Consider the following 23,700-nt stretch of genomic DNA (forward strand, 5'->3'; position numbering starts at 1 on the left):
GGTGGGCCATGTGCCGGAACGCTTGCGCGGCACCATAGTTGGGGCCTTCGTGCCCGTCAGCCGTATGGGCTATCGGTCACTCGATGGAATGGCTTTGGGGAAAGGTGGATGACGGAACGCAAGGATCAGGCCCCGGTTCCTTGGACGGAGCCGGGGCCTGTGGGGTTGCGGTGCGCGGGCAGTCTCGCGGAGCCGGTCAGGCGCCCGCGGCGGCCTTCGCGGCGATGTCCGTACGGTGCTGCGAGCCGTCGAGGCCGATGCGGGCGACGGCCCGGTAGGCGCGGTCGCGGGCCTCGGTGAGGTCCGTGCCGGTGGCCGTGACGGACAGGACGCGGCCGCCGGCGCTGACGACGGCGTCGCCCTCGGCACGGGTGCCGGCGTGCAGGACGTAGGCGTGCGGGGCGTCCTGGCCGGCCACCTCGGCGAGGCCGGTGATCGGGTCGCCGGTGCGCGGGGTGCCGGGGTAGTTGTGGGAGGCCACGACCACGGTGACGGCCGCGTCGTCGCTCCAGCGCAGCGGCTCCAGGTCGGCGAGGTTGCCGGTAGCGGCGGCCATCAGCAGCCCGGCCAGCGGGGTCCGCAGGCGGGCCAGCACGACCTGGGTCTCGGGGTCGCCGAAGCGGGCGTTGAACTCGATCACGCGGACGCCGCGCGAGGTGATCGCCAGACCGGCGTACAGGAGCCCGGAGAACGGGGTGCCGCGCCGGCGCATCTCGTCGACGGTCGGCTGGAGCACGCTCTCCACGACCTCGTCGACCAGCTTGGGGTCGGCCCACGGCAGCGGCGAGTAGGCGCCCATGCCGCCGGTGTTGGGGCCCTCGTCGCCGTCCAGGGCGCGCTTGAAGTCCTGGGCGGGCTGGAGCGGGCGGACGTTGTCGCCGTCGGTGATGGCGAAGAGGGAGACCTCGGGGCCGTCCAGGAACTCCTCGATGACGACGCGGTCGCAGGCCGCGGCGTGCGCCCGGGCCGCCTCGATGTCACCGGTGACGACGACGCCCTTGCCGGCCGCGAGCCCGTCGTCCTTGACGACGTACGGGGCGCCGAAGGCGTCGAGGGCCGCGTCGACCTCGGCCGGGGTGGTGCAGACGTACGAGCGGGCGGTGGGGACGCCGGCTCCTGCCATGACGTCCTTGGCGAAAGCCTTGGAGCCCTCCAGCCGCGCGGCCTCCCCGGAGGGGCCGAAGACCGGGATGCCGGCCTCGCGCACGGCGTCGGCGACCCCGGCGACCAGGGGCGCCTCCGGGCCGACCACGACCAGCTCGGCACCGAGGCGTTCGGCCAGCGCGGTGACGGCCGCGCCGTCGAGGGCGTCGACCTGGTGCAGTTCGGCGACCTCGGCGATACCGGCGTTGCCGGGTGCGCAGTGCAGCGCGGTCACGTCGGGGTCGAGGGACAGGGAACGGCACAGGGCGTGTTCGCGGGCGCCGCCGCCGATGACAAGGACCTTCACGGGGCCAGCCTAATGGGAAAGGACCGGGGCCCCTTGTGCGGGCTTCCGAAGGGCGGGGCGGCGGAGCCTTGTGGATTCCTCCAGGCCGCGCGCGGCGGGACGCACCCGCGGCCCCCGCTGCTACTCGTGCGCGATCTCCTCGACGACCGTCGCCCCCAGCTCCCGTACCAGCAGATCCCTGCCGGAGAGCGCGGACTCGTCGAGGTCCGGGTCGTCCTCCTCGGGGATGTCGTCCTCGGGGGAGACCTGGCGCGGCTCGGGCGCCGGCGGGCGGGGAGCGGGGGCGGCGGGCGGTGCCGAGGAGCGGCCGGAGTCCGGAGCCGGCGGCGCGGCGGGCGGCGGGGCGGCGGGCCCGGGCGCCGACGGCTGCGGGGCGGGCGCGCCGCCCCCGAAGCCACCGTTTCCGCTTCCGCCGCCCCCGAAGCCACCGCTTCCGCCGCCGCCGAAGCCGCCACCGCCGCCGAAGCCGCCACCGCCGCCGGATCCGCCGTGGCCACCGGAGGGCCCGGCGGGAGGCGGAGGCGACGAACCGCCGGAGGGGTCGACGACCGCGTCGATCTTCCACTGCACGTTGAACTGCTCGGCCAGGGCCTGGCGCAGCACGTCCTCGCTGCCGCTGCTCACGAAGTTGTCGCGAGCACCGGCGTTGACGAAGCCGATCTGGAGGGAGGTGCCGTCGAAGCCGGTCACCTGGGCGTTCTGGCTGAGCAGGATCCAGGTGAACCGGCGGCGGTTCTTGACCGCCTCCAGGATGTTGGGCCAGAGCGAGCGGGGGTCGACCCCGCCGCCCGGCGGCGGGGAGGCGGGCGGAGGCGTGGAGGCGGCCGGTGCGGGCGCCGAGGCGGCGGGCGGAGCCGCGGCGGGGCCGGGAGCGGCCGGCGTCCGGGCCGGTCCGCCGCCCGCCGGTGCCGCCGTGGGCCACCCTCCCGGCCGTCGCCCGCCACCGGCGGGTGCCGCGGTCGGCCAGGCACCCGGCGCGGAGGCGGGACCGGGCTCGGCGGCAGGGGCGGGAGTGGGGGCAGGAGTGGGAGTGGAGGTGGGAGCCTGAGCCGGAGCCGGGGGTTCGGCGGCGGGAGCGGGTGCCGATGCCGGTGCCGGTGCCGGTGCCGCATGAGGCTGCTGCCCCCCACCGTGGGAGCCGCCGCCCTCGCCTTCCCAGGGACCGGGACCCGCGCCGGTCGCCGGAGCCGCCGCGCCGCCCGGTGCCCGTACGGCCGCCCGGGCCGCCGCGGGCCCGCCGCCCGGCGCGACCGGAGGGGCGGCGCCCCCGCCACCGCTGTGCGCCTCGGGCCCCGGCACGTATCCCATGGCGGGAGCGCCCGCGCCCCCGGAGAACTGCACACCGCGCTCGATCCGGTCCAGGCGTGCCATCACCGACCGCTCGTCGCCGTACGCGGCGGGCAGCAGCACGCGCGCGCAGATCAGCTCCAGCTGGAGACGGGGCGAGTGGGCGCCGCGCATCTCGGTGAGCCCCTCGTTGACGATGTCGGCGGCGCGGCTCAGCTCGGCGGCGCCGAAGGACCGCGCCTGCGCCTGCATCCGCTCGATGACGTCGGCGGGGGCGTCGATGAGCCCCTTCTCCGCGGCGTCGGGCACGGCGGCGAGGATCACCAGGTCGCGCAGGCGCTCCAGCAGGTCGGTGACGAAGCGCCGCGGGTCGTTGCCGCCCTCGATGATCCGGTCCACGACCCCGAAGGCGGCCGAGCCGTCCCCTGTGACGAACGCCTCGACGACGGAGTCGAGCAGCGAGCCGTCCGTGTGGCCGAGCAGGGCGGTCGTCATGTCGTACGTCACACCGTCCGCGCCGGCGCCCGCGAGGAGCTGGTCCATGACGGACATCGAGTCACGGACGGACCCCGCGCCGGCCCGGACGACCAGCGGCAGCACCCCGTCCGCGACCGCGATCTGCTCCTTGCCGCAGACCTCGGCGAGGTAGTCGCGCAGGGTGCCGGGCGGCACGAGGCGGAAGGGGTAGTGGTGGGTGCGCGAGCGGATGGTCCCGATGACCTTCTCGGGCTCGGTGGTCGCGAAGATGAACTTGAGGTGCTCCGGGGGCTCCTCGACGACCTTCAGCAGGGCGTTGAAGCCCTGCGGGGAGACCATGTGGGCCTCGTCGATGATGTAGATCTTGTACCGGCTCCGGGCGGGCCCGAAGAAGGCCTTCTCGCGCAGGTCACGGGCGTCGTCCACGCCTCCGTGCGAGGCGGCGTCGATCTCGATGACGTCGATGGACCCCGGCCCGTTCCTCGCGAGGTCCTGGCACGACTGGCACGCACCGCAGGGGGTGGGCGTGGGCCCCTGCTCGCAGTTCAGGCACCGCGCCAGGATCCGGGCGCTGGTCGTCTTGCCGCATCCGCGCGGACCGCTGAACAGGTACGCGTGATTGACCCGGTTGTTCCGCAGCGCCTGCTGCAGCGGGTCGGTGACATGCCCCTGCCCGATGACCTCGGCGAAGGACTCCGGGCGGTAACGGCGGTAGAGCGCGAGAGACGACACGCCTACGAGGTTATAGGCGTCCACTGACAACCGGATCGCCCGCGAACGCGAACGCCCCCCACGCACCCGCCAGAGCCAACCTACCCTTGCTGCCTTCCGGCCCTGGGGGAGTTCAGTCAGATAGCGCCGCGTGAGGGGCTGGGCCACACGTTACCCGATGTGGGGCGCTCAGAACGAGTTCGCAAGCACTCCTCCACGTCATGTAATGTTCTCGGCGGAGGATTCGCCTAGAGGCCTAGGGCGCACGCTTGGAAAGCGTGTTGGGGGCAACCCCTCACGAGTTCGAATCTCGTATCCTCCGCCAGTGCCTCACCGGGCACGATGTCGAAGGGCCCCACCGCTTGAGGTGGGGCCCTTCGGCGTGTGTCTTCGGTCGTCAGCTGTGAGCTCCGACGGTGGGCGTCCAGCACAGCGGCGCCAGCGGCACGTTCCACGGCAGGGATTCGCATCGGGCCGCGGGAGCGCCGGACCGTCCTGTGGGGAAGCGTGAAGCCGCCAGTCGGCTGATCGCGGGCGCCGGCGACGGTGGTCGCGCCTCCTTCGCCTTCGGCCAGAGCAGCTGAGAGCCGTCCTCAGCGGCCCCCGGTCGGGCCCCTCAGCGACCATCCAGAGATGCACCTGGGAGATATACTTGGTTCCACCTTTGATATCAGGAGGCGCACATGACTCGGACTGTCATCGACTTGGACGATGACCTGGTCGCGGACGTGGCGAAGGCACTTGGCACGAGCACCAAGAAGGAGACCGTCAACACCGCTCTGCGTGAGGTGCTGGAGAGCCGGCGTCGCGCTCTGGCTCTCGCCCGGCTTCGGGCCGCGGCAGGCGACGGCGCGTTCGATCTGGAGTTGTTCGAGAGCAAGGAGAACTACCGCCGGTGAACGCGGCCCAGTTCCTGATCGACACCAGCGCACTCGCACGGTTCATGCGCGGGGACGCGGAGAAGTATGGATGGGACCAGGCCGCAGCCGCTGGACTCATCGCTGCCTGCCCCATCACTGAGCTCGAGTTCTTCTACAGCGCTCGGTCGGCCGCCGATCGAGCGCGGGGAATCGAAGACATGCGGCTGATCTTCGGCTGGGTGCCCGTCGACGACCGCGCATACGATCGCGCATGGCAGGTCCAGGAAGCCCTCACCAGGCAGGGGAAGCACCGGAGTGCCGGAGTGGTCGATCTGGTCGTCGCCGCCACCGCTGAGCTGCAGGGACTCGCCCTGCTCCATCGCGACCACGACTTCGAGTGCATCGCCGCAGTGACCGGGCAGGCTCTCCAGTGGTACGGCCCGGAGAACGGCCGGTAGGTCACCCGTCGGCCCTCACCGTCCGATCCGGATCCGCCGCTCCTCGCTCACCTGGTCGATCTCCGAGACGCGGACCGTCGTGCGCATGGTCCAGGTGCCGGGGAGGGGGAGGGTGAGGGTGTTGGCGCTCCAGTAGCCGCCCCGGTCGACGAGTCGCGCTTCGATGGGGCCGACGTCCTTGTCGGGGAGGGTGAAGGAGAGGCGGAGTTCGGGTACGGCGGCCAGGGCGCCGTCGGGGCCGAAGACCACGGCCTGTACGGCGTTGTCGCCGGTGCGGCCGGGGTCCAGGGTGATCTGGACCGTGCCGCGGCCGGAGCCGCCGATCTCGAAGGGGATCGTGGTGACGGACGCGGGCAGCACCCCGCCGGCCGGCACGGCCCGCGCCGCCTCGTCCGCCGCCCGGCCCGGCACGGTGCTCGTGAGCACGGTCGTGACCACCAGGACGACGGCGGCGACGACCGCCTCGGCCAGGACGGAGCGGCGCAGTCCGCGGCGGAGTGCGGCCGCGGCGGTGGAGGGGTCGTCGGGCGCGGAGGGGTCGTCGGGGGCGGGCGGCGCGGGTTCGAGGGGTTCCGGCTCCGGGGCGGGTGGGCCGCCGGCCGGGACCGGTTCCGGTATCCGCTCGCGCTCCCGCTGCCGTACCGGCCTCCGGGCCGTCGCCAGTGCGGCCGTCCAGCGCCGGGACACGGCCGCCGCGGCCAGCAGTACGGTCACCAGGGCCACCTTGGCGAGCAGCAGCCTGCCGTAGGCCGTCCCGGTGAGCGCCTGCCAGGAGCCGAGGCCGCGCCAGGACTGGTAGACGCCGGTGGCGACCAGGACGGTCACGGAGACGAGGGCGATGCGCGAGAAGCGCGCGACCGTGGCGGCGTCCGGGGCCGCGCGCAGGGTGACGAGCAGGGCGACGAGGCCGCCGAGCCAGACCGCCGTGGCCAGCAGGTGCAGCACGAAGGACGTCACCGCGAGCGGCACCTGGATGCCGGCTGAGGCGTGCTCGGCGGCGCCCCAGGTCGACGCGAGGGCGAGGGCGAGTACGGCGCCCACGGCGGCGGTCAGCGGGCGGCGCTCCCGGTGCCGGTCCGCGCGGCCCATGCGCACCAGGAACAGCGCCACCGGCGCGAGCAGCACCAGCCTGGCCAGCAGCAGTACGCCGGGGCGGGTCGTGAGGGTGCCGGCGAACGCGCCCGCGTCCAGGGCGCTTGCCGGTCCCGTGCCCGCCTCGTACGGGGCGCGCAGGACGAGCAGGGCGAGCGTGGCGCCCAGCAGGGTCCACCAGCCCGCGACCAGGGGGCGGCGCAGTGCGGAGGCGTCCGGCGGGCGGCACAGGACGACGAAGGCCGCGATGCCGATGAGCAGGGCGGCGGCGAGGTAGGAGAGGTAGCGGGCGGCTTGGTTGAGGGTGGCGGTCAGGGGGTCCTCGGAGGGGCCCGTGTCCACCGGCGCGGTCGTCGTGGAGGGCCGGCCGACCGAGAAGGTGAAGGCACCGGACGCGGGGTGGCTGTCGGCCGACACCACCCGCCAGGCCACGGTGTAGGTGCCCTCCCCCAGCCCGGCGGGCAGGCCGACGCGGGCCGTGTCGGAGCGGCCGTCGGCGCGGCCGGCCTCCCCCGTGCGCAGCCGGTGGCCGCCGGGGTCGAGGACGCGGAAGGAGTCGTCGCGCAGGCCGACGGACTCGCTGAAGGTCAGGGTGACGTGGCCGGGGGCCCGCTGGACGACGGTTCCGTCGCCGGGGTCGGTGGAGGTGAGGGTGGCGTGGGCGGACGCGGGGCCCGCGCCGCCGAGGAGGAGCAGGACCAGCACGGCGCCCAGCAGCACCAGCCGCCGGACTCCGCCCCGGTCCGGCCGGCGGTCCCGGCGCTCCGTTCCCGCCCGCCGGTCCGGCCGGCCTCCCCGCCCTCGGGCTCCAGCGCGTGCACCGCCCACACACCTCACGTCGCATCTCCGTCGTCGGGACCCACTGCCTCGGGGATACGTACGGACCCGGCGGCCGTCCCGCTCACCCGCCCGCCGGGCGGATCCTCACCACGACGGGCGCGCCGTCACCCCGCCGTCCACCACGAGGTCGTGGCCGGTGATCCAGGACGCCAGCCCCGAGGCGAGGAACACGCACGCGTCGCCCACGTCCTCCGGGCGCCCCAGCCGTCCCGTGGGCGCCGCCCGCCGCCACCGCCGTACGCCCTCCGGCCATGCCTCGTCGAGGCCCTCGCGGTCAATGAGGCCGGGCGAGACGGAGTTGACCCTGACCCCCCACGGGCCGTACTCCAGGGCCGCCGAACGGGCGTGCATCACGACCGCCGCCTTGGAGGCGCTGTAGTGCGCGTGGGCGGGCGCGGGGGCGGACGCCTCGATGGAGGCGATGTGGGTGACCGAGCCGCCGCCGTCCTGGGCCCGTATGATCCCGGCCGCGGCCTGGGTGCAGGCGAAGACGCCGGTGAGGTTGGTGTCCACGACCGCACGCCACTCGGCGGCCGTCATGCCGGGCAGGTCCCGCAGCGGCTGCACACCCGCGTTGTTGACCAGCGCCGTCAGCCGTCCGCCGCCCCAGTCGGCGGCCTCCTCGACCAGGCGCCGGGCGGCGTCCTCGTCGGTGAGGTCGGCCCGCAGGACGGTGGCGCTTCCGCCGCGTTCCCGGACCCGGCCGGCCGTCTCCCGCGCCACCGCGACCGACGTACGGCAGTGCAGCGCGACCGCCGCGCCCTCCTCGGCGAACCGCAGCGCGATGCCGCGGCCGATGGTGCCGCCGGCGCCCGTGACGAGCGCCACCTGACCGTCGAGGAGCCGGGTGGGCGGGTTCATGGGCGGATTCATGGGCGGCACAGTTCCACGATCCGCGCGGCCCGGTCCGGATAGCGCGCCGTGAGGTCGGCCGCGTCGCCGTGCTCGTAGTCCTCGTAGGTGAATCCGGGCGCCATCGTGCACCCGAAGAGCGTCCACGCGCCGCCGGCCGCCACGCCGGCGCCCATCCAGGTGCCGGCGGGGACCGTGAACTGCACGTGCTCGCCGCCCAGGACGTCCGGTCCCAGGACGGCCGTACGCGTGCCGCCGTCGGGGGAGAGGAGCAGCAGTTCCAGCGGATCGCCGAGGTAGAAGTGCCAGACCTCGTCGGTGGGCAGGCGGTGCAGCGCGGAGAAGTCGCCCGGGCGGGCGGTGAGCAGGGCGACGATGGCCGATCCCGCGGGGCGGCCGTCCGGGCCTTCGGGGCCTGCCCAGGTGCGCCGGAACAGGCCGCCCTCGCGGGGGATCGGCTCCAGTCCGTAGTGCGCGATCAGGTCCTCTGCGGTGGGCGGCGAAGTCACGCCGGGAACGCTACCTCCCGGCGGAGGAAAGCGAGTTGCGCCTTCTTCTCGGGCAGGTGGACGTCCGGCAGGTCGATCTCGGGCAGGACGACCGCGGGTCCGGGGGTGAAGCCCTGCCTCAGGAAGCGGGCGATCGCCTTCTCGTTGCCGGTGTCCGGGTCGACCACGATCCGGGTCCGGTCCAGGCCCAGCAGTACGTACGCCATCAGGGTTGCCGCGAGCGCCGCGGTCCAGCCGGGGCGGGTGCCCTCCGCTCCGGCCGGGGCCAGCAGCAGGTGGACGCCGATGTCGCCGGGCTCGACGTCGTAGCACGCGCTCACCCGGTCGGCCCCGGGCTCGTAGGTCTGGAGCAGGGCGACCGGCTCGCCGTCCTTGACGACCAGGTGGGCGTGGTGGGTGTCGAGGGTGTCCATGTGCGCGTAGACGGCCTGGACCTGGTCCCGCGTCAGTTCCGTCATCCCCCAGAACGCCGCCCGCTCCTCGCTCACCCAGCGGTGGATCACCTCGGCGTCCTCGGCGGCGTCGAGGGGGAGGACGCGGACGGTGCCGAAGCCGTCGAGGTGCTGCTCGTGGAGGGGGGTGCGGATGGCGTACGAGGGGGTGCGCGGGTCAGGCATGTGATTCCTTCGTGAGCTGGTCGAAGTCCGTGATCACGGGGGCGAGGTCCCCGCTGAGCCACAGGCGTTGCTGGTCCCGGTGGTGCGGCGAACCGGGGGTGCCCCAGGCGCCGTGGGGTACCGCCCAGCGGCTGTTGCCCCGGTCGGCCAGGTCCCAGACGTAGCGGGCGGCGGGGCCACGGGCGGCCCGGTCGGTGACGCCGGGCACCGGGGACGTGCACAGGACGCAGTCGTGGTCGCCGGAGAGCCGCGGGCCGGGTGCGGGGGCGGACGTGGTGTCCGGCAGCGCCCGCCAGGCGGCGAGGCGGTGGGTGTCGCCCCAGGTGCCGGCCGGAGGCCGCGCGGCGACCTCCTCCAGCGCGGCGCGGACGGCGGCGGCGCGGTCGATGCCGTACAGGTCCTCCGCGCGCAGCAGGTGTTCGAGGGCGTGTCCGACGCGCGGCACGAGGGCGAGCCAGGGCTGGAGCACCTCGGGGTACGCGGGCGGCACGGACGCCGGGGCGAGGACCGGGTGTGCCGCCAGCCGCCGTACGACCTCTGTGCGCACGGCTGCGTAGCGGGCCGCGTCGGCGCTGTCGGCGTCCATGTGACGGTCCCAGGCCAGGAGGCGGTCGCGGAGGGCGGCGGCCTCGGGGGTCAGGCCGTCCAGGCCGGCGAGGCGGTCGAGGAGGGCGGCGGCCGACCCGAGGTGGGTGTCCACGTGGATGGCCGGCATGTCCGCCGCCGACCAGCGCTCCTTGGCGGCGAGCAGGGCGGTGATGCGGTCGGCGCGGTGCGGCGGCGCGAACTCGATGCCGAGCGGGGTCGCGGGGCCGCGCTGGTTGGCCATCACGGCGACGCCGTCGGTGAGGCCGGCCCGGGGCGGGGTGTGCCAGCCGTCCCACTCGTGGCCCGGCTCCCAGGCGGGCACCGGGCGCAGGCGGTTGGCGTCCGGCCGTACCGGTACGCGTCCGGCCACCCGGTGCAGCAGTCCGCCCTCGGTGTCGGCGGCCTGCACCACGTTGACCGGCTCCGCCCACGCGTCCAGGGCCCGGTCCACGTCGGCGACGCCGCGCGCGCGGAGCAGGGGCAGCAGGGCGCCGAAGCCGAGGTCGGCGGTGACGCGGGGCGGGTAGCGGAGGCTGAGGGCGGCCGGGGTGCCGTCGTCGAGGCCCTCGGGTCCGCCGGCGATCACCGGACCCCGGTCGGTCTCGATGACCTCGACCTCCACGGTCTCCCCCTCCGTCCCCTTCTCCCCCGCGACCCGGATCAGTTCGGTGTGCCGGGCGGCGCGGTGCCAGGTGCCGTCGGGGCCCAGGGCCTCGACGCCGGCGCCGGTGCGGCGCAGTCGCTCCCGGTACAGGTCCTGGTAGTCGGACATCGCGTTGGTGATGGCCCAGGCGACCGTTCCGGTGTGGCCGAAGTGGGCGATGCCGGGGATGCCGGGGACGGCGAGGCCGACGACGTCGAACTCCGGGCAGGACAGGTGGATCTGCTGGTAGACGCCGGGGTCCTCGATCCAGCGGTGCGGGTCGCCCGCGATGACCGCGTGCCCGGTCGTGGTCCGGTCTCCGCCGACCAGCCAGCCGTTGCTGCCGGCGGTTCCGGGGCCGTCGGTGGCGAAGAGGGCGGCGGCCTCCGGGCCGAGGTGGGTGGTGATGTGCTCGCGCCAGAGCTTGGCGGGGAAGCCGGCGAAGAGGATGTGCGTGGCGAGCCAGACCGCGAGCGGGGTCCAGGGTTCCCAGCGGCCGGGGGTGAGGCCGGCGCGGGTGAATTCGGGGGCGGCTGTGCCGCCGTCCTGTCCGTGGTCGGCCAGGCCCGCGTTGACGCCGTCCACGTACGCCCGCACCCACGCGGCCGTCTCCGGGTCCTTCTGCTCCAGGGCCGCGTAGCACCGGCGGGCGGTGTCGGCGAGGCGTGCCCGCCGGGCGAGGCGGTCCCACGAGAGGGCCTCGGGGCCGAGGAAGGACGCCGAGGTGCCCTGGGCGCGGTGCCGTTCGACCTCCAGCTGCCAGGCCCGGTCCCGGGCGGTCACCCGGCCCTGGGCGCGGGCGAGTTCGTCCGCGCTGTCCGCGCGCAGGTGGGGGATCCCCCAGGCGTCGCGGTATGTCTCGGCGCTCACCCCTGTGCCTCTACTTTCCTTTAGGTTAGGCTCACCTAAGTATTGCCGTGGTGGCCGAATAGTACGTGAAGGGTGAAGAAACGATGGGGCAGGGGCGGGGTTGGGAGGGCGCGGTCCTCAAGCTGATGCGCGCGAAGGACTTCGAGTTCACGGTGACGGACGCGGAGGACGTGACCCCGGAGTTCCGGCGGCTGCGGCTGACCGACGGCGGCATGCTGGCGGCGACCGGGGTGCATCCGACGATGTGGGTGCGGCTGTGGTTCGAGAACGCGGGCAAGCCGCACCAGCGGGGCTACACCCTGGTCGACCCCGACGCGGCGGCCGGCACCTTCAGCATGGAGTTCGCCCTGCACGAGGGGTGCGCGAGCGACTGGGCGCGGGCGGCGAAGCCGGGGGACACCATCGAGGCGACCGTCCAGGGCACGGGGTTCGACTTCCCGGACCCCGCTCCCTCGCGCGTGTTCGCGGTCGCGGACCCGGCGTCGCTGCCCGCGCTGAACTCGCTGCTCGACGCGCTGGGGCCGGTGCCGGCGACGGTCTGGTTCGAGGGGGACGCGGACGACGGGCTGCCCTTCCGTACGGATCCCGGGCGCCACGAGGTGCGTGCGGTGCCGCGCCGGGACGCGGGGGCGCATCTGGTGGCCCGGGTGAAGGAGGAGCTGCCGGAGCTGGTGCGGGGTGCCGGGGGCGAGCCGTACGTCTGGATCGCGTGCGACACGGCGACCACGCGGGCGCTGGCCTCGTACGCCCGCAAGGAGCTGGGGCTCGCCAAGCAGCGGGTGAACGCGCTGGGGTACTGGCGCGCGTCCTGAGCCGGTACGCGCGATCATCGGGGGCATGGACGTCACACTGCACCTCGCCCAGGACCCCGAGGCCGACGAACTCCTCGGCCGCAGCCCCCTCGCCGCGCTCGTCGGCATGCTGCTCGACCAGCAAGTGCCGATGGAGTGGGCGTTCAAGGGGCCGTCGACCATCGCGCGGCGCATGGGGGCCGAGGACCTGGACGCGCACGACATCGCGGCGTACGACCCCGAGGGGTTCGCGGCGCTGCTCTCCGACAAGCCGGCCGTGCACCGGTACCCGGGGTCGATGGCGGGGCGCATCCAGCAGCTGTGCCGGTACCTCGTGGAGACGTACGACGGTGACGCCGAGGGGGTGTGGCGGGGGGCCGAGACGGGGGCGGCGCTGCTGAAGCGGCTCCAGGAGCTGCCGGGGTTCGGCAAGCAGAAGGCGCAGATCTTCCTGGCACTGCTGGGCAAGCAGCTGGGCGTACGGCCCGAGGGGTGGCGGGAGGCGGCCGGTGCGTACGGGGAGGCGGACGCGTTCCGCTCCGTCGCGGACATCACGGGGCCGGAGTCGCTGACGAAGGTGCGGGCGCACAAGCAGGAGATGAAGGCGGCGGCGAAGGCCAAGGCCTCCGGCACGTAGGGGGCGGGGTGCCTGCGGCGGCCTGTGGCTGCTTCGGCGGCGGGCGCGCGTAGCGCGGTGCGTTTGTGGGTCGGGGCCGTGGCGTCGCGGCTCTCCGGCGTGGCTGCGGGCGGTCGGGCAGTCGTGCAGTCGTGCCTCCCCCGTGCGTGAACGGCCTGGGAGGCCCCCAGGGCGGCACGGGTGGGCGCGGCGGCACCGGCAAGCGCCGGACCCCGACACCCACTCCCGGCCCGCAGCCGCCGGGTGCCGGGGGACGTCGGGCAGGTGGCCCTGTCAGCCCCGTGGACCGTCTCAAGTGGCGGGAGCGGCGGGGGCGTTCCCAGCATGGAGCATGACCGAGCCACCGAGTGGGCCTCCCGGAGGGACGCCGTACGACGATCGCGGGGTGCACGCGCGGCACGGTGTGCGCGGCACCGGCGGCGGTCGGTCCGAGCCTGAGCCCGCGTTCGAAGGCCCCCTGCAGCTGCTCTCCCGCGCCGCGTGGCGGACCGTGCTGTTCACCGGCATCGCCTCACTCGTCCTCGGCGTGCTCGTCCTCGTGTGGCCCGGCGCCTCGCTGCTCGCCGCCGGCGTGCTCTTCGGGCTCTATCTCCTCGCCAGCGGCATCCTCCAGCTGGCCGCCGCCTTCGGCACGCACCGGACGGCCTCGCTGCGGGTGCTGGCGTTCATCAGCGGCGCCGTGTCGATCCTGCTGGGGCTGTTCTGCTTCCGCGGACCCCTCCAGTCCGTGCTGCTGCTCGCCCTGTGGATCGGCATCGGCTGGCTGTTCCGCGGCGTCACCCAGACCGTGGCCGCCGTGCACGACCCGGCGATGCCCGCGCGCGGCTGGCACGTCTTCCTCGGTGCCGTCACCGTGGTGGCCGGCATCGTCCTGATCATCTCGCCGGTCGAGTCGGCCTCCGTCCTCATGCTGGTCGGCGGCTGGTGGCTGGTCGTCGTCGGCCTCGTCGAGACCGTCACCTCGCTGCGGCTGCGCGAACGCGCGCGTCAGGCCCCGCACGAGCTGTGAACGGCGTCCGTGCCTACGCCGAGCGAGCGGTTCTCATACCCGGCGCGATGGACCGCGTACCCCGGGCGGGGACACGAGTGACGTGAGCCCCGCACCGCACGCCGCCACCGCACGCGCCGGGCGCACCGCCTGGCTGCGGGTGCTCGTGCTGCTGCTCGCCCTGATCGTGCCCTGCGCGCACGCCACGGCCGAGACGGTGCCCACCGTGACGGTGGCCGCCGGGGCGGTGGGGGAGTACGACCAGGCCGACAGCGCGCTGCGCGCTCCCGTGCGCGGTGAGCGGCGGGCCGGGCCGCAGCGGCCCGTGGTCCGGCGGGCGGCCCAGCGTGCGCGTTTCGCACGCCCTGTTCCGGCCGTGCCCGCGTCCCGCGCGCACGGCCCGCGCTCCGTGGTTCTGCGCTGCTGACGGGACCGGGCTCCAGCAGCACGGAATCCCGTACACGGAGACAGGAGCAGTCATGCCCAACGACCCCTACGCCGTCCTGCGCGCCCTCCTGCGCGCCGAGGCCGCCCGCAGCACCCCCAAGTCCGGCCACGCGCCGCAGGCTCCGACCGAACGGCCGCTCCCCACGCGGGAAGGGAGCCGCGGCTGAGACGACGGACCGGGCGGTGGAGGCGGGTTCGGGACCGCCTCCACCGCCGGCGGCGCGTCCGCCTTCCCGATTGATCCCCTTTACGGCGTCATTTCCAGCGCCGCACTCGGGCGCCATGGCTGCGCCCGCAACGTCCGGGCCGGTAGGCTTTCCGTGTGATCTTCAAGCGCATCGGAAACGGCCGGCCGTACCCCGACCACGGCCGGGAAAGCACCCGGCAGTGGGCGGACGTCGCTCCGCGCCCGGTCCGCCTCGATCAGCTCGTGACGACCAAGGGCCAGCTCGATCTGGAAACCCTCCTCGCCGAGGACTCCACCTTCTACGGCGACCTCTTCGCGCACGTCGTGAAGTGGCAGGGCGACCTGTATCTGGAGGACGGTCTGCACCGCGCGGTGCGCGCCGCGCTCCAGCAGCGGCAGGTGCTGCACGCGCGGGTTCTCGAACTCGACTGACCCTTTCGGGTTGCCTTGCGGCGAACCACGGAACGTCTGCTGATCATCTAATAGGCATCGCCGTCCCGGCGCATTACGCTGCGCCCATGAGCATGCTGACTCCTCCCGGCATGGGTGGCCAGTACAAGATCACGGGGGACAAGTACCCCCGGATGCGCCCGGCCCGGCGACGCGGCAGGCTCGCGTTCCTCGGCGTCGCGGGCGTCACCGTCCTCGGCGTGCTCGGCTGGGGCACGCTCCAGCTCGTGGACGTGTTCACCGGCGGCGACAAGGCCTCGGCGGCCGGTGCCGCGGGGTGTGTCACCGCGTCCGCGAGGACGAGCGCCGCGCCCGCCGCGGCCAAGCTGCCGAAGCCCGGTCAGGTCACCGTCAACGTCCTCAACGCGACGACCCGCGGCGGGCTCGCGCAGAAGACCGCCGACGAGCTGAAGAAGCGCGGCTTCCGCATCGGCGAAGTGAGCAACGCGCCCAAGGAGTACGACAAGAAGGTCGACGGCACGGGCCTCCTGCTCGGCCCGGCCGCCTCCCTGAAGAGTTCGCTCACCGTGCTCGGCACCCAGGTGGCCGGTGCCGAACCCCGCGTCGACGCGGCCCGCAAGGGCGCCGAGGTCGACCTGATCATCGGCAACGCCTTCAAGGGGCTGGCGAAGCCGGCGGACGCCGACGCGGCGCTGACCCGGCTGAGCGCGCCGCAGCCGACGCCCACCGCGGAGAAGAAGAGCTGCTGAGCGGCCCTGGAGACGGCTGTTGGGCAGCCCTTGGATGCGGCTGCTGAGCGGCCTGGCGGGTATGGCCGGGCCGCTCCGTACCTGCCGGTACTACTCGGCCGCTCCGTACATGCGGTCGCCCGCGTCGCCGAGGCCCGGGACGATGTAGCCCTGCTCGTTGAGACGCTCGTCCACCGAGGCCGTCACCACGGTCACCGGGGTGCCTGCCAGCTCGCGCTCCATCAGCTCGACACCCTCGGGGGCGGCGAGCAGCACCACGGCCGTCACGTCGTCGGCCCCGCGCTTGATCAGCTCCCGGATCGACGCGACCAGGGTGCCGCCGGTGGCCAGCATCGGGTCCAGGACGTACACCTGGCGACCGGACAGGTCCTCCGGCATGCGGGTCGCGTAGGTGGAGGCCTCGAGCGTCTCCTCGTTGCGGATCATGCCGAGGAAGCCCACCTCCGCGGTCGGCAGCAGCCGGACCATGCCGTCGAGCATGCCCAGGCCGGCCCGCAGGATCGGCACGACCAGCGGGCGCGGGTGGGAGAGCTTGACGCCCGTGGTCTGCGAGACCGGCGTGCGGATGTCGACCTGTTCGGTGCGCACGTCGCGCGTGGCCTCGTAGGCGAGCAGGGTGACCAGCTCGTCGGCGAGGCGGCGGAAGGTCGCGGAGTCGGTGCGCTGGTCGCGCAGCGTGGTGAGCTTGTGGGCGACCAAGGGGTGGTCGACGACGTGGAGACGCATGTCCCCCACAGTAACCGGGCCCCGTGGGGCCCTCGTCCCCGCGGCGGGCAAGCCACCGGACCGCCGCGCCACTCATTCACCGGAGTCAAACCGCCCGGGCGGGGGAAGGCGGGAGGGACGGAGACTGGGTGGTGAGACTGTGCCTGACCGGAACTTCCACGACATGCCGGCCCGCGGCGAGGAGCCTGGGGCACGACGCGGTACGGAGACGGAACGGGACCGGGGGGCCGAGCGGCGACGGCGCCGGGCCCAGTTCCTGCGCGACCTCGCGGAGGCCCGTGAGCTGCGGGACCGCGTGCAGCCGCGCCGCGTCAAGGTCGCCCGGCTGCGGCACGCGATGCGCATGCGCACCTTCCGCTGGTGACCTTCCGCCCCGGCCGGGGAAGATCGCGCGCCGCGCCGACGTTGGTCGGAACGGACGTACGCGGGGACCCGGAGGAATCCGCGTACGATCCGCACGTGGCGGCGACAGAGCGGCTGCCCGGGGACGCACTTCCCGGGACGCCGGGCGAAACTGCCGGACACAGGGCTCCGAAGACGTCCCCTGAGCGCCTTGTTTCTGCCACGATTCCGAGTGGGTGGGCCCGGAGCACCGCTCCCCCCGCCCACAGCCTCCGCCGGGGGGACCCCCAACCGGCACGCCTATGACCAGTGGGAGAGTCACGGTGTACTTCGCCGCACTGCTCGCGCGCACCGAAGACGGGTGGGAAGCGAGCGACACGGAGCTCGACGATGTGGAGACCCTGTCGGATCTGGCCGACCTGGCCCGGGAGGCCTCACCCGACGAGGACACGGTGCTCGTGCTGATCGAGCAGGAGGACGCGTGGTTCGGAGTCGTCCGGGTGGACGGTGAGGAGGACCCGCGCATCTACGTCTCGGACGCCGCCGCGGCCGCCCGCAGCAGCTACGGCGAGATCCTGCTCACCGACGAGTTGCTCGGCCGGGACCCCGGTGACGACGACGACCTCGACGCCCTCGACCTCGACGGCACCGAGGACGGCGAGTCCGACGACGACGAGGACGGGGCCGAGGGCGCCGACGGTGCCGCCGGCGCCGGCGAGGCCGTGCCGCACGGCCCGGTCGGTGACCCGGAGGTCCTCGACGACCTCGGCGTGAGCGAGAAGGAACTGCGCTCGATGTCCGGGGACGCGGTCGGAGAGATCGCCGAGGCGCTGGGCGCCTCCGACGTACTGGAGACCGTCCGCTGACCGGACCGGAGCAGGAGGACGACACGGACCGCGCCGTACCGCCCGACCCGGTGCGCGACCGGTGGCGGACCGCGATGCGGCTCGCCCTGGCCGAGGCCGGGCGGGCCGCGCGGGGCGGGGACGTCCCGGTCGGCGCCGTCCTGCTGGCGCCGGACGGCCGGACCGTCCTGGCGGCCGGGCACAACGAACGCGAGGCCACCGGCGATCCGACGGCCCACGCCGAGGTGCTCGCGGTCCGGCGGGCGGCTGCCGCGCTCGGTGAGTGGCGGCTGGCCGGCTGCACGCTCGTCGTCACCCTGGAGCCGTGCACGATGTGCGCGGGCGCGCTGGTGCAGTCCCGGGTGGACCGCGTCGTCTACGGCGCGCGCGACGACAAGGCGGGCGCGGCCGGCTCCCTGTGGGACGTCGTGCGCGACCGCCGGCTCAACCACCGTCCCGAGGTGATCGAGGGCGTGCTCGCGGACGACTGCGCCCTGCTGCTCACGGACTTCTTCCGGGACCGCTGACGGCCCCGTGCCGGGCGTCCACAACCGATTTCAGACCAGGCCGCACTCTGTTGTAAGGTCTCTCTCGGTAGCGTGTCCGAGCGGCCGAAGGAGCTCGCCTCGAAAGCGAGTGTGGCGCAAGTCACCGAGGGTTCAAATCCCTCCGCTACCGCTCTTGAGGGGCCCCGTCGAAAGACGGGGCCCCTCGTGCGATCAGGGACGCCAGCCGTCCTTGACCCGCCCCTGCCTGACCTGGAAGGTGCCGCTGCACTTCCCGTCGTCCGGGTCGCCCCAGATCTTGATGGTGTCGACGTCGTTCGCCCAGGTGCCGCCGCCCGGGTGCGCGTAGTCGCCGAGGTTCACGGCGGTGTTGCGCGGGATGCAGATGTACGCGTCCGGGGAGGCGCCGGTGTCGAGCAGCCAGACCGAGTCGTCGTTGCGGGTGTTGACGACCGCGTCCGCCCGGTTCCGTCCGCCGTCCGGGATGTTCTGGTAGTAGGTGTCCTGGAAATAGCCGAACACGTTGCGGGCGGAGTAGGCGCCGTCGTACAGGCACACGCGGGGGTACGAGCAGTCGTACATGCTGCTGGCGGAGGCGGACGGGGCCGTCAGCAGGCCCGAGGTCGCGGCCAGTCCGGCGGTGAGCAGGGTCGCCGCCAGCTTTCTCTTCAGCGTCATGGGAACACTCCTGTGAGGTGGCATGAGCGGAGCCGGCCGCGGCGGCCGGGTCCGCAACGAGACTGCGGGGCCGGCGGGACGGGCGGCCACAGCTGAGCCGGAAGTGGCCTCGTCCCGGGACATCCCACGCGCTGACCTGCACGCATGGCGCCCGCCGAGTCACTCCGGCGGGACCGCGACGAGAGGGACGGCTGGTGCGCGCCGGTGCGGGGTCGCCTCGGGGCGGGCGCACGCTCTGTGTCACCCGTCGGCGGCTGATGCAGAATGAGGCCGACGATGCACGAGGGCCGGGCCCGCGGTGCACAACGCGATGGGGGGAAGTGTGTCGCGCTGGAAGGAACTGCCCGCGGAGTTACCCGCACCCGTCCACCGGCTGGTCGTGCGACTGCGCGGGCTGAAGGACCGCAGTGAACTCGGCACGCGGCAACTGGCGGCGAGGACCGGATACAGCGCGAAGTCGTGGCAGAGATATCTGAACGGCAGGGCCCTGCCGCCGCGGGAGGCCGTCGAGGCGATGTGCCGCGTCGGCGGTGACGACCCGACCCGGCTGCTGGCCCTGCACGAGATCGCGGCCCAACGCTGGGCGGAGGGACGCCCGGACGCCACCGAGCCACCCGGGAGCCCGGCAGCCGCCCCGGCGCGCACGCGCGGGGAGCGGCAGCCGCACGGGCGCCTTGTGCACGCCGCGGTCACCGCGGCGGCCGTCGTCACGGTGCTGTCCGTCTCCGTGGCGCTCCTGCTCGCCGTGCGGCTCACCGAGGCCCGTGCCCAGCTCGCCCGCGAGCGCGGCGACGCCGTCACGACCGTCCCGGCCACCGTGACGGAGTCCCTGGTGCCGGTCATCTACACCTGCCGGCTGGAGAGAGCCGACGGCCACTGGTACGCGGGGCTGAGCCGGACCACCGACATCCTCCTGTCCAACACCCAGGTGGGACTCGAAGTGGCCGAGGCACAGTGCCTGCTGCGCCGGGCGGGCACCGCGCCGGGGGACATCGACGGTGTCTTCGGCCCGAAGACGCGGCGCGCGGTCGAGCGCATGCAGAAGCGGAACGGGCTGATCGTGAACGGCGTCATCGACCCGCCCACCTGGAAGGCCCTGCGGGAGGCGGATCCGACGTGACCCCGGAACACACCCGGCTGGTCGCGGCACTGCGGGAGCTGCGCGCCGGTGCGGGGCTGAGCCTGGCGGCACTGGCGGAGCGGACGGCGTACAGCAAGTCCTCGTGGGAGCGCTACCTCAACGGGAAGAGCCTGCCTCCACGCCTTGCTGTACGGGAACTGTGCCGGCTCGCGGACGAACCGGAGGGGCGGCCGCTGGCGCTGTGGGAGATCGCCGAGTCGCGCTGGAGCGGACGCGCGGTGGCCGCCTCCACCTCCGCGTCCGCCCCTCCCTCTCCGGCGGACGAACCGCCGCCTCCGCATCCTGAGCCGTCACCGCCCGCCGGGACCGGGCGGCCCCTCGGCAGGAGCAGGCTCCTGGTGCTGCTGGCATCGGCGTACACCGTGATCGTCGGTGGGGTCGCGGCCCTGCTGTTCCTCCTGCTGCCGGACTCGGAGGCGCCGAAGGGCGAACCGCTGCCGGCCTCCGTCCCCTTCTCCCTTGCCCCCCTGTGCCACGGGGCCGCCTGCGAGGGCCGGGACCCGATGCGCCTGATCTGTGGCATCGGTCCCGACACCCTCGCCGCGTACCGCACCGCCACTGGCGCCCACGTCGAGCTGCGGCACAGCGAGAAGTGCGGTACGAGCTGGGCCCGGACCTGGGGGACCGAGATCGGCGACCGGCTGGACGTCACGGCAGGTGGCCCGACCCACGGTGTGCGCATCGGGAACGCGGACGACGCGGCGGCCTTCATGTACACCGAGATGACCGAGGTCAACCCCGGCAGCACCGTACGGGCCTGCTTCCGGCCGACGGCGGCCGACGGCGAACGGGAGTGCTTCGAGGCACGTGTGGGCGGGGCCGCTGCCGCGAGCAGGGCCCCCTCGCCCTCCCTGCCGCCGGGCTCTCGCGGGTAGCGTCCCGCCTCGCGGGTGTCGATGCCGGAGTGGGGGTTTCGTCAAAGGCGCCGAGGTCCCATGGCCGAGGGCGCCAAGGTGCTGCCGTCCGTCCCGCTCGGCGACGAGAAGCAGCCCTCGTCGCGGTGGGAGGTCCCGCTCCGGCGAAACGCCCCGTCGAAAGACGGGGCCCTTCGTGCGATCATGTTCGACCGAAAGGCGTGCGTCGAAAGGGACAGGGGAGGCCGCGGTGGCGGTGAACTCGAAGAAGATCGCCGTCTACGTGCTCGTGGTCTTCGCGCTGTATGTGATCATCACGGATCCGGCGAAGGCCGCCGACTACGTCCAGATAGGTTTCCAGGGCATCTCCGACGCGGCGAGCGCCGTCGGCGACTTCATGACCTGGGCCGCCAACGGAGGAAAGTGATGATCCGCCACCTCGTGCTGTTCAAGCTGAACGACGGCGTCGAGCGCGACGACCCGCGCGTCGTCCAGGGCGTCGAGGCCTTCCGGGCGCTCGGCGGCCGGATCGAGGAGCTGCGCTTCTGGGAGTGCGCCTGGAACATCAGCGACCGGCCCATCGCGTACGACTTCGCCATCAACTCGGCCGTCGACGACGCCGACGCCCTCACCCGCTACCTCGAACACCCGGCGCACCAGGCCGGCGTCGCGCTCTGGCGCGAGTTCGCCACCTGGGTGATCGCCGACTACGAGTTCTAGCGCCGGACGGGCTCCGGTTCCGGCCCGCGTCCCCGGCCCGCGCGCTCCCCGGCCCCGCACCTGCCCGGTGCGGGGCCGTTCTGCTGCCCCTCAACACGGCGTTATGCGGTGCTTGCACACAGTGGACATGTCTTGTGATGCTATGACCGCTTTTGACGGATGAGTTGACGGAAGAGCTGACTGATCACGAGGTGGAGTTGACCGTGCCGGCCAGTACTGCGCCTCAAGCACCGCCCGCACCGCCCACCCAGGTCTCGGCCGAGGCCCAGCCCCAGGAACCGGAGGCCCCCGCGCCGCCGCGCAGCCGCGGCGCCGACACCCGGGCCCTGACCCAGGTGCTCTTCGGTGAACTCAAGGACCTCACCCCGGGCACGCCGGAGCACGACCGGGTGCGCGCGGCGCTCATCGAGGCCAACCTCCCGCTGGTGCGCTACGCCGCCGCCCGCTTCCGCTCCCGCAACGAGCCGATGGAGGACGTCGTCCAGGTCGGCACCATCGGGCTCATCAACGCCATCGACCGCTTCGACCCGGAGCGGGGCGTGCAGTTCCCGACCTTCGCGATGCCCACCGTCGTCGGCGAGATCAAGCGGTACTTCCGCGACAACGTCCGCACGGTGCACGTGCCGCGCCGGCTGCACGAGCTGTGGGTGCAGGTCAACAGCGCGACCGAGGACCTGACGACCTCCTTCGGGCGGTCCCCGACGACCGCCGAGATCGCCGAGCGGCTGCGCATCACCGAGGACGAGGTGCTGTCCTGCATCGAGGCGGGGCGGTCGTACCACGCCACCTCGCTGGAGGCCGCCCAGGAGGGTGACGGGCTGCCCGGGCTGCTCGACCGGCTCGGCTACGAGGACCCCGCCCTCGACGGCGTCGAACACCGCGACCTCGTACGGCACCTGCTGGTCCAGCTCCCGGAGCGGGAGCAGCGGATCCTGCTGCTGCGCTACTACAGCAACCTCACCCAGTCGCAGATCAGCGCGGAACTCGGCGTCTCCCAGATGCACGTGTCGCGGCTACTGGCGCGCAGTTTCCAGCGATTGAGGTCCGCGAACCGGATCGACGCGTAACCTCGGAACGGACTCGGGGCACGGTCGAAAGCGCGAGCGAGACGTCACCGGGGCGAGCGAATCGCCCACCAGGGCCGTTGCTCGCCCAATCCGCCTGATTGGCCGTCAGACCCCCTGTTTCCAGGGGGTATTCGTGTCTCGGATGTCGACATGTCACTACAGCGCGTTGCCGACATGTGACATTCTTCCGGAGACGCGTTTGCCGGAGCCCCGGCTCCGGTATTCAGGTGAAGGCTGCGTTCCCGGCGTGGGAGCGTGTGCCGCGACCGTCCCGCGACCCAAAGGGGGTGGCATGTCCGCAGACCAGGGCAGCTCGAAGGTGCTCGCGCTCGCGGAGAGCGAGACCGCGCCCGACACGATCGAGGCGCTCGGCCCCGTCGATGACGTCCAGGCCATCGAAGCCGTTCCGACCCTCGACGCCGTGCCGGCCCAGACCCTTCCGGCCACGGAGGCCATCGACACCCGCACCCTGTCCCGCTCCCTGTTCCTGCGGCTCGCCGCCCTCGACGAGGACAGCCCGGAACGTGGCTACGTCCGGGACACCCTGATCGAGCTCAATCTCCCGCTGGTGCGTTACGCCGCCGCGCGCTTCCGCTCCCGCAACGAGCCGATGGAGGACATCGTCCAGGTCGGCACCATCGGCCTGATCAAGGCGATCGACCGCTTCGACTGCGAACGGGGCGTGGAGTTCCCGACGTTCGCGATGCCGACCGTGGTCGGCGAGATCAAGCGGTTCTTCCGCGACACCTCGTGGTCGGTGCGCGTCCCGCGCCGCCTCCAGGAGCTGCGGCTGGCGCTGACGAAGGCCAGCGACGAGCTGTCCCAGAAGCTGGACCGGTCCCCGACCGTGGGTGAGCTGGCCGCCGTCCTCGGCGTGTCCGAGGAGGACGTCGTCGACGGCCTCGCGGTCGGCAACGCCTACACCGCCTCCTCGCTGGACTCCCCCGCCCCGGAGGACGACGGCGGCGAGGGCTCGCTGGCGGACCGCCTGGGCTACGAGGACACGGCGCTGGAGGGCGTGGAGTACCGCGAGTCCCTCAAGCCGCTGCTGGCCAAGCTGCCGCCCCGGGAGCGCCGGATCATCATGCTGCGCTTCTTCGCCAACATGACCCAGTCGCAGATCGGCGAGGAGGTCGGCATCTCGCAGATGCACGTCTCCCGGCTCCTCACCCGCACCCTGTCGCAGCTGCGCGAGGGCCTCATCTCCGACTGAGCGGCAGCCCTGCGGCTCCGCGGCCAACAGCCCGGCGGCCGCCGCGGCACCTCGGGGGGGCGCCGCCCGGCCCCGCGGGTAGACCGGGGGGGCTCAGCCGCCAAAGACGCAACAACACAAAAATAATAACAAAATAGGCTACCC

The 23,700-nt window shown here is 73.6% G+C and carries 27 protein-coding genes, 2 tRNA genes and 1 other RNA gene; 20 read left to right on the forward strand and 10 right to left on the reverse strand.

The window, feature by feature from the left end:
• Positions 1 to 196: 196 nt before the first annotated feature.
• The 3 genes from purD to ffs form a co-directional block, all read right to left on the reverse strand.
• Complete coding sequence (gene purD / locus ACFW01_RS34870; RefSeq protein WP_234956259.1) at positions 197 to 1,450, reverse strand: phosphoribosylamine--glycine ligase; 1,254 nt, start codon at positions 1,448 to 1,450, stop codon at positions 197 to 199.
• A gap of 120 nt (positions 1,451 to 1,570) precedes the next feature.
• Positions 1,571 to 3,946, reverse strand: a complete 2,376-nt coding sequence (locus ACFW01_RS34875; RefSeq protein WP_384510390.1) for a DNA polymerase III subunit gamma and tau — start codon at positions 3,944 to 3,946, stop codon at positions 1,571 to 1,573.
• Positions 3,947 to 3,993: 47 nt separating this feature from the next.
• An RNA gene (gene ffs / locus ACFW01_RS34880) (signal recognition particle sRNA small type) lies at positions 3,994 to 4,088 on the reverse strand.
• 74 nt (positions 4,089 to 4,162) lie between these two features.
• Here ffs and ACFW01_RS34885 point away from each other — a divergent pair.
• From ACFW01_RS34885 to ACFW01_RS34895, 3 genes are all read left to right on the forward strand, one after another.
• A tRNA-Ser gene (locus ACFW01_RS34885) sits at positions 4,163 to 4,250 on the forward strand.
• Positions 4,251 to 4,608: 358 nt separating this feature from the next.
• The gene (locus ACFW01_RS34890; RefSeq protein ID WP_234956291.1) at positions 4,609 to 4,824 is read left to right on the forward strand and encodes a type II toxin-antitoxin system VapB family antitoxin; all 216 of its coding nucleotides are present in this window, start codon (positions 4,609 to 4,611) and stop codon (positions 4,822 to 4,824) included.
• On the forward strand, positions 4,821 to 5,243 hold the full coding sequence (locus ACFW01_RS34895; protein ID WP_384510393.1) for a PIN domain nuclease: 423 nt from the start codon (positions 4,821 to 4,823) through the stop codon (positions 5,241 to 5,243). The genes ACFW01_RS34890 and ACFW01_RS34895 overlap by 4 nt, the downstream gene beginning before the upstream one ends.
• Before the next feature lie 15 nt (positions 5,244 to 5,258).
• Here the strand turns inward: ACFW01_RS34895 and ACFW01_RS34900 are convergent, their stop codons facing one another.
• The 5 genes from ACFW01_RS34900 to ACFW01_RS34920 form a co-directional block, all read right to left on the reverse strand.
• Positions 5,259 to 7,055 carry a copper resistance CopC/CopD family protein gene (locus ACFW01_RS34900; RefSeq protein WP_384510396.1) on the reverse strand — a complete coding sequence of 599 codons (1,797 nt, stop codon included), beginning with the start codon at positions 7,053 to 7,055 and terminating at the stop codon, positions 5,259 to 5,261.
• A gap of 204 nt (positions 7,056 to 7,259) precedes the next feature.
• Complete coding sequence (locus ACFW01_RS34905) at positions 7,260 to 8,036, reverse strand: SDR family NAD(P)-dependent oxidoreductase (protein ID WP_384510424.1); 777 nt, start codon at positions 8,034 to 8,036, stop codon at positions 7,260 to 7,262.
• A gap of 8 nt (positions 8,037 to 8,044) precedes the next feature.
• On the reverse strand, positions 8,045 to 8,536 hold the full coding sequence (locus tag ACFW01_RS34910) for a cupin domain-containing protein (RefSeq protein ID WP_384510399.1): 492 nt from the start codon (positions 8,534 to 8,536) through the stop codon (positions 8,045 to 8,047).
• Positions 8,533 to 9,153 (reverse strand): GNAT family N-acetyltransferase, encoded by a 621-nt coding sequence (locus tag ACFW01_RS34915; RefSeq protein ID WP_384510402.1) that lies wholly within the window; start codon positions 9,151 to 9,153, stop codon positions 8,533 to 8,535. Before ACFW01_RS34915 ends, ACFW01_RS34910 begins: the two co-directional genes overlap by 4 nt.
• On the reverse strand, positions 9,146 to 11,254 hold the full coding sequence (locus ACFW01_RS34920; RefSeq protein ID WP_384510405.1) for a penicillin acylase family protein: 2,109 nt from the start codon (positions 11,252 to 11,254) through the stop codon (positions 9,146 to 9,148). The genes ACFW01_RS34915 and ACFW01_RS34920 overlap by 8 nt, the downstream gene beginning before the upstream one ends.
• Positions 11,255 to 11,337: 83 nt before the next feature.
• On the opposite strand from ACFW01_RS34920, the gene ACFW01_RS34925 reads away from it, so the two are divergent.
• The 7 genes from ACFW01_RS34925 to ACFW01_RS34955 all read left to right on the forward strand — a co-directional run bounded on the left by ACFW01_RS34925 (position 11,338) and on the right by ACFW01_RS34955 (position 15,464).
• Positions 11,338 to 12,066: a siderophore-interacting protein gene (locus tag ACFW01_RS34925; RefSeq protein WP_234956299.1), complete on the forward strand. Its 729-nt coding sequence runs from the start codon at positions 11,338 to 11,340 to the stop codon at positions 12,064 to 12,066.
• 25 nt (positions 12,067 to 12,091) lie between these two features.
• Positions 12,092 to 12,682: an HhH-GPD-type base excision DNA repair protein gene (locus ACFW01_RS34930; RefSeq protein WP_234956300.1), complete on the forward strand. Its 591-nt coding sequence runs from the start codon at positions 12,092 to 12,094 to the stop codon at positions 12,680 to 12,682.
• A gap of 331 nt (positions 12,683 to 13,013) precedes the next feature.
• Complete coding sequence (locus ACFW01_RS34935; RefSeq protein ID WP_234956301.1) at positions 13,014 to 13,691, forward strand: HdeD family acid-resistance protein; 678 nt, start codon at positions 13,014 to 13,016, stop codon at positions 13,689 to 13,691.
• A gap of 82 nt (positions 13,692 to 13,773) precedes the next feature.
• A complete protein-coding gene (locus ACFW01_RS34940) occupies positions 13,774 to 14,097 on the forward strand; it encodes a hypothetical protein (protein WP_384510410.1) in 324 nt (107 codons plus the stop codon).
• A gap of 52 nt (positions 14,098 to 14,149) precedes the next feature.
• Positions 14,150 to 14,284 (forward strand): hypothetical protein, encoded by a 135-nt coding sequence (locus tag ACFW01_RS34945; protein WP_272924136.1) that lies wholly within the window; start codon positions 14,150 to 14,152, stop codon positions 14,282 to 14,284.
• Positions 14,285 to 14,439: 155 nt separating this feature from the next.
• Positions 14,440 to 14,736, forward strand: coding sequence for a type II toxin-antitoxin system VapB family antitoxin (locus tag ACFW01_RS34950; protein ID WP_003999914.1), 297 nt, complete (start codon positions 14,440 to 14,442; stop codon positions 14,734 to 14,736).
• A 110-nt stretch (positions 14,737 to 14,846) separates the two neighbouring features.
• On the forward strand, positions 14,847 to 15,464 hold the full coding sequence (locus ACFW01_RS34955) for a LytR C-terminal domain-containing protein (protein WP_384510427.1): 618 nt from the start codon (positions 14,847 to 14,849) through the stop codon (positions 15,462 to 15,464).
• Between the two features lie 90 nt (positions 15,465 to 15,554).
• On the opposite strand, the gene upp is transcribed toward ACFW01_RS34955, so the two are convergent.
• Positions 15,555 to 16,190 (reverse strand): uracil phosphoribosyltransferase, encoded by a 636-nt coding sequence (gene upp / locus ACFW01_RS34960; protein WP_122616985.1) that lies wholly within the window; start codon positions 16,188 to 16,190, stop codon positions 15,555 to 15,557.
• A gap of 139 nt (positions 16,191 to 16,329) precedes the next feature.
• On the opposite strand from upp, the gene ACFW01_RS34965 reads away from it, so the two are divergent.
• The 4 genes from ACFW01_RS34965 to ACFW01_RS34980 all read left to right on the forward strand — a co-directional run bounded on the left by ACFW01_RS34965 (position 16,330) and on the right by ACFW01_RS34980 (position 18,055).
• Positions 16,330 to 16,554, forward strand: coding sequence for a DUF4461 domain-containing protein (locus tag ACFW01_RS34965; protein WP_161329154.1), 225 nt, complete (start codon positions 16,330 to 16,332; stop codon positions 16,552 to 16,554).
• Positions 16,555 to 16,855: 301 nt separating this feature from the next.
• Positions 16,856 to 17,398 carry a hypothetical protein gene (locus ACFW01_RS34970; protein ID WP_122616986.1) on the forward strand — a complete coding sequence of 181 codons (543 nt, stop codon included), beginning with the start codon at positions 16,856 to 16,858 and terminating at the stop codon, positions 17,396 to 17,398.
• A gap of 74 nt (positions 17,399 to 17,472) precedes the next feature.
• Complete coding sequence (gene tadA, locus ACFW01_RS34975) at positions 17,473 to 17,904, forward strand: tRNA adenosine(34) deaminase TadA (RefSeq protein ID WP_234956653.1); 432 nt, start codon at positions 17,473 to 17,475, stop codon at positions 17,902 to 17,904.
• 66 nt (positions 17,905 to 17,970) lie between these two features.
• A tRNA-Ser gene (locus tag ACFW01_RS34980) sits at positions 17,971 to 18,055 on the forward strand.
• A gap of 41 nt (positions 18,056 to 18,096) precedes the next feature.
• Here ACFW01_RS34980 and ACFW01_RS34985 read toward each other — a convergent pair.
• On the reverse strand, positions 18,097 to 18,561 hold the full coding sequence (locus tag ACFW01_RS34985; RefSeq protein ID WP_234956303.1) for a hypothetical protein: 465 nt from the start codon (positions 18,559 to 18,561) through the stop codon (positions 18,097 to 18,099).
• Positions 18,562 to 18,883: 322 nt separating this feature from the next.
• On the opposite strand from ACFW01_RS34985, the gene ACFW01_RS34990 reads away from it, so the two are divergent.
• The 6 genes from ACFW01_RS34990 to ACFW01_RS35015 all read left to right on the forward strand — a co-directional run bounded on the left by ACFW01_RS34990 (position 18,884) and on the right by ACFW01_RS35015 (position 23,556).
• Positions 18,884 to 19,681, forward strand: a complete 798-nt coding sequence (locus tag ACFW01_RS34990; RefSeq protein ID WP_384510416.1) for a peptidoglycan-binding protein — start codon at positions 18,884 to 18,886, stop codon at positions 19,679 to 19,681.
• Positions 19,678 to 20,577, forward strand: coding sequence for a DUF2690 domain-containing protein (locus ACFW01_RS34995; RefSeq protein WP_384510419.1), 900 nt, complete (start codon positions 19,678 to 19,680; stop codon positions 20,575 to 20,577). Before ACFW01_RS34990 ends, ACFW01_RS34995 begins: the two co-directional genes overlap by 4 nt.
• Positions 20,578 to 20,806: 229 nt before the next feature.
• Positions 20,807 to 20,983 carry a hypothetical protein gene (locus ACFW01_RS35000; RefSeq protein ID WP_125493761.1) on the forward strand — a complete coding sequence of 59 codons (177 nt, stop codon included), beginning with the start codon at positions 20,807 to 20,809 and terminating at the stop codon, positions 20,981 to 20,983.
• Positions 20,983 to 21,276 carry a Dabb family protein gene (locus tag ACFW01_RS35005; protein ID WP_234956307.1) on the forward strand — a complete coding sequence of 98 codons (294 nt, stop codon included), beginning with the start codon at positions 20,983 to 20,985 and terminating at the stop codon, positions 21,274 to 21,276. Before ACFW01_RS35000 ends, ACFW01_RS35005 begins: the two co-directional genes overlap by 1 nt.
• A 203-nt stretch (positions 21,277 to 21,479) precedes the next feature.
• A complete protein-coding gene (locus tag ACFW01_RS35010) occupies positions 21,480 to 22,343 on the forward strand; it encodes an RNA polymerase sigma factor SigF (RefSeq protein WP_234956309.1) in 864 nt (287 codons plus the stop codon).
• Between the two features lie 292 nt (positions 22,344 to 22,635).
• Complete coding sequence (locus tag ACFW01_RS35015; RefSeq protein WP_122616462.1) at positions 22,636 to 23,556, forward strand: RNA polymerase sigma factor SigF; 921 nt, start codon at positions 22,636 to 22,638, stop codon at positions 23,554 to 23,556.
• Positions 23,557 to 23,700 lie beyond the last annotated feature (144 nt).

Source organism: Streptomyces sp. NPDC058985 (assembly GCF_042740985.1).
Lineage (GTDB): Bacteria > Actinomycetota > Actinomycetes > Streptomycetales > Streptomycetaceae > Streptomyces.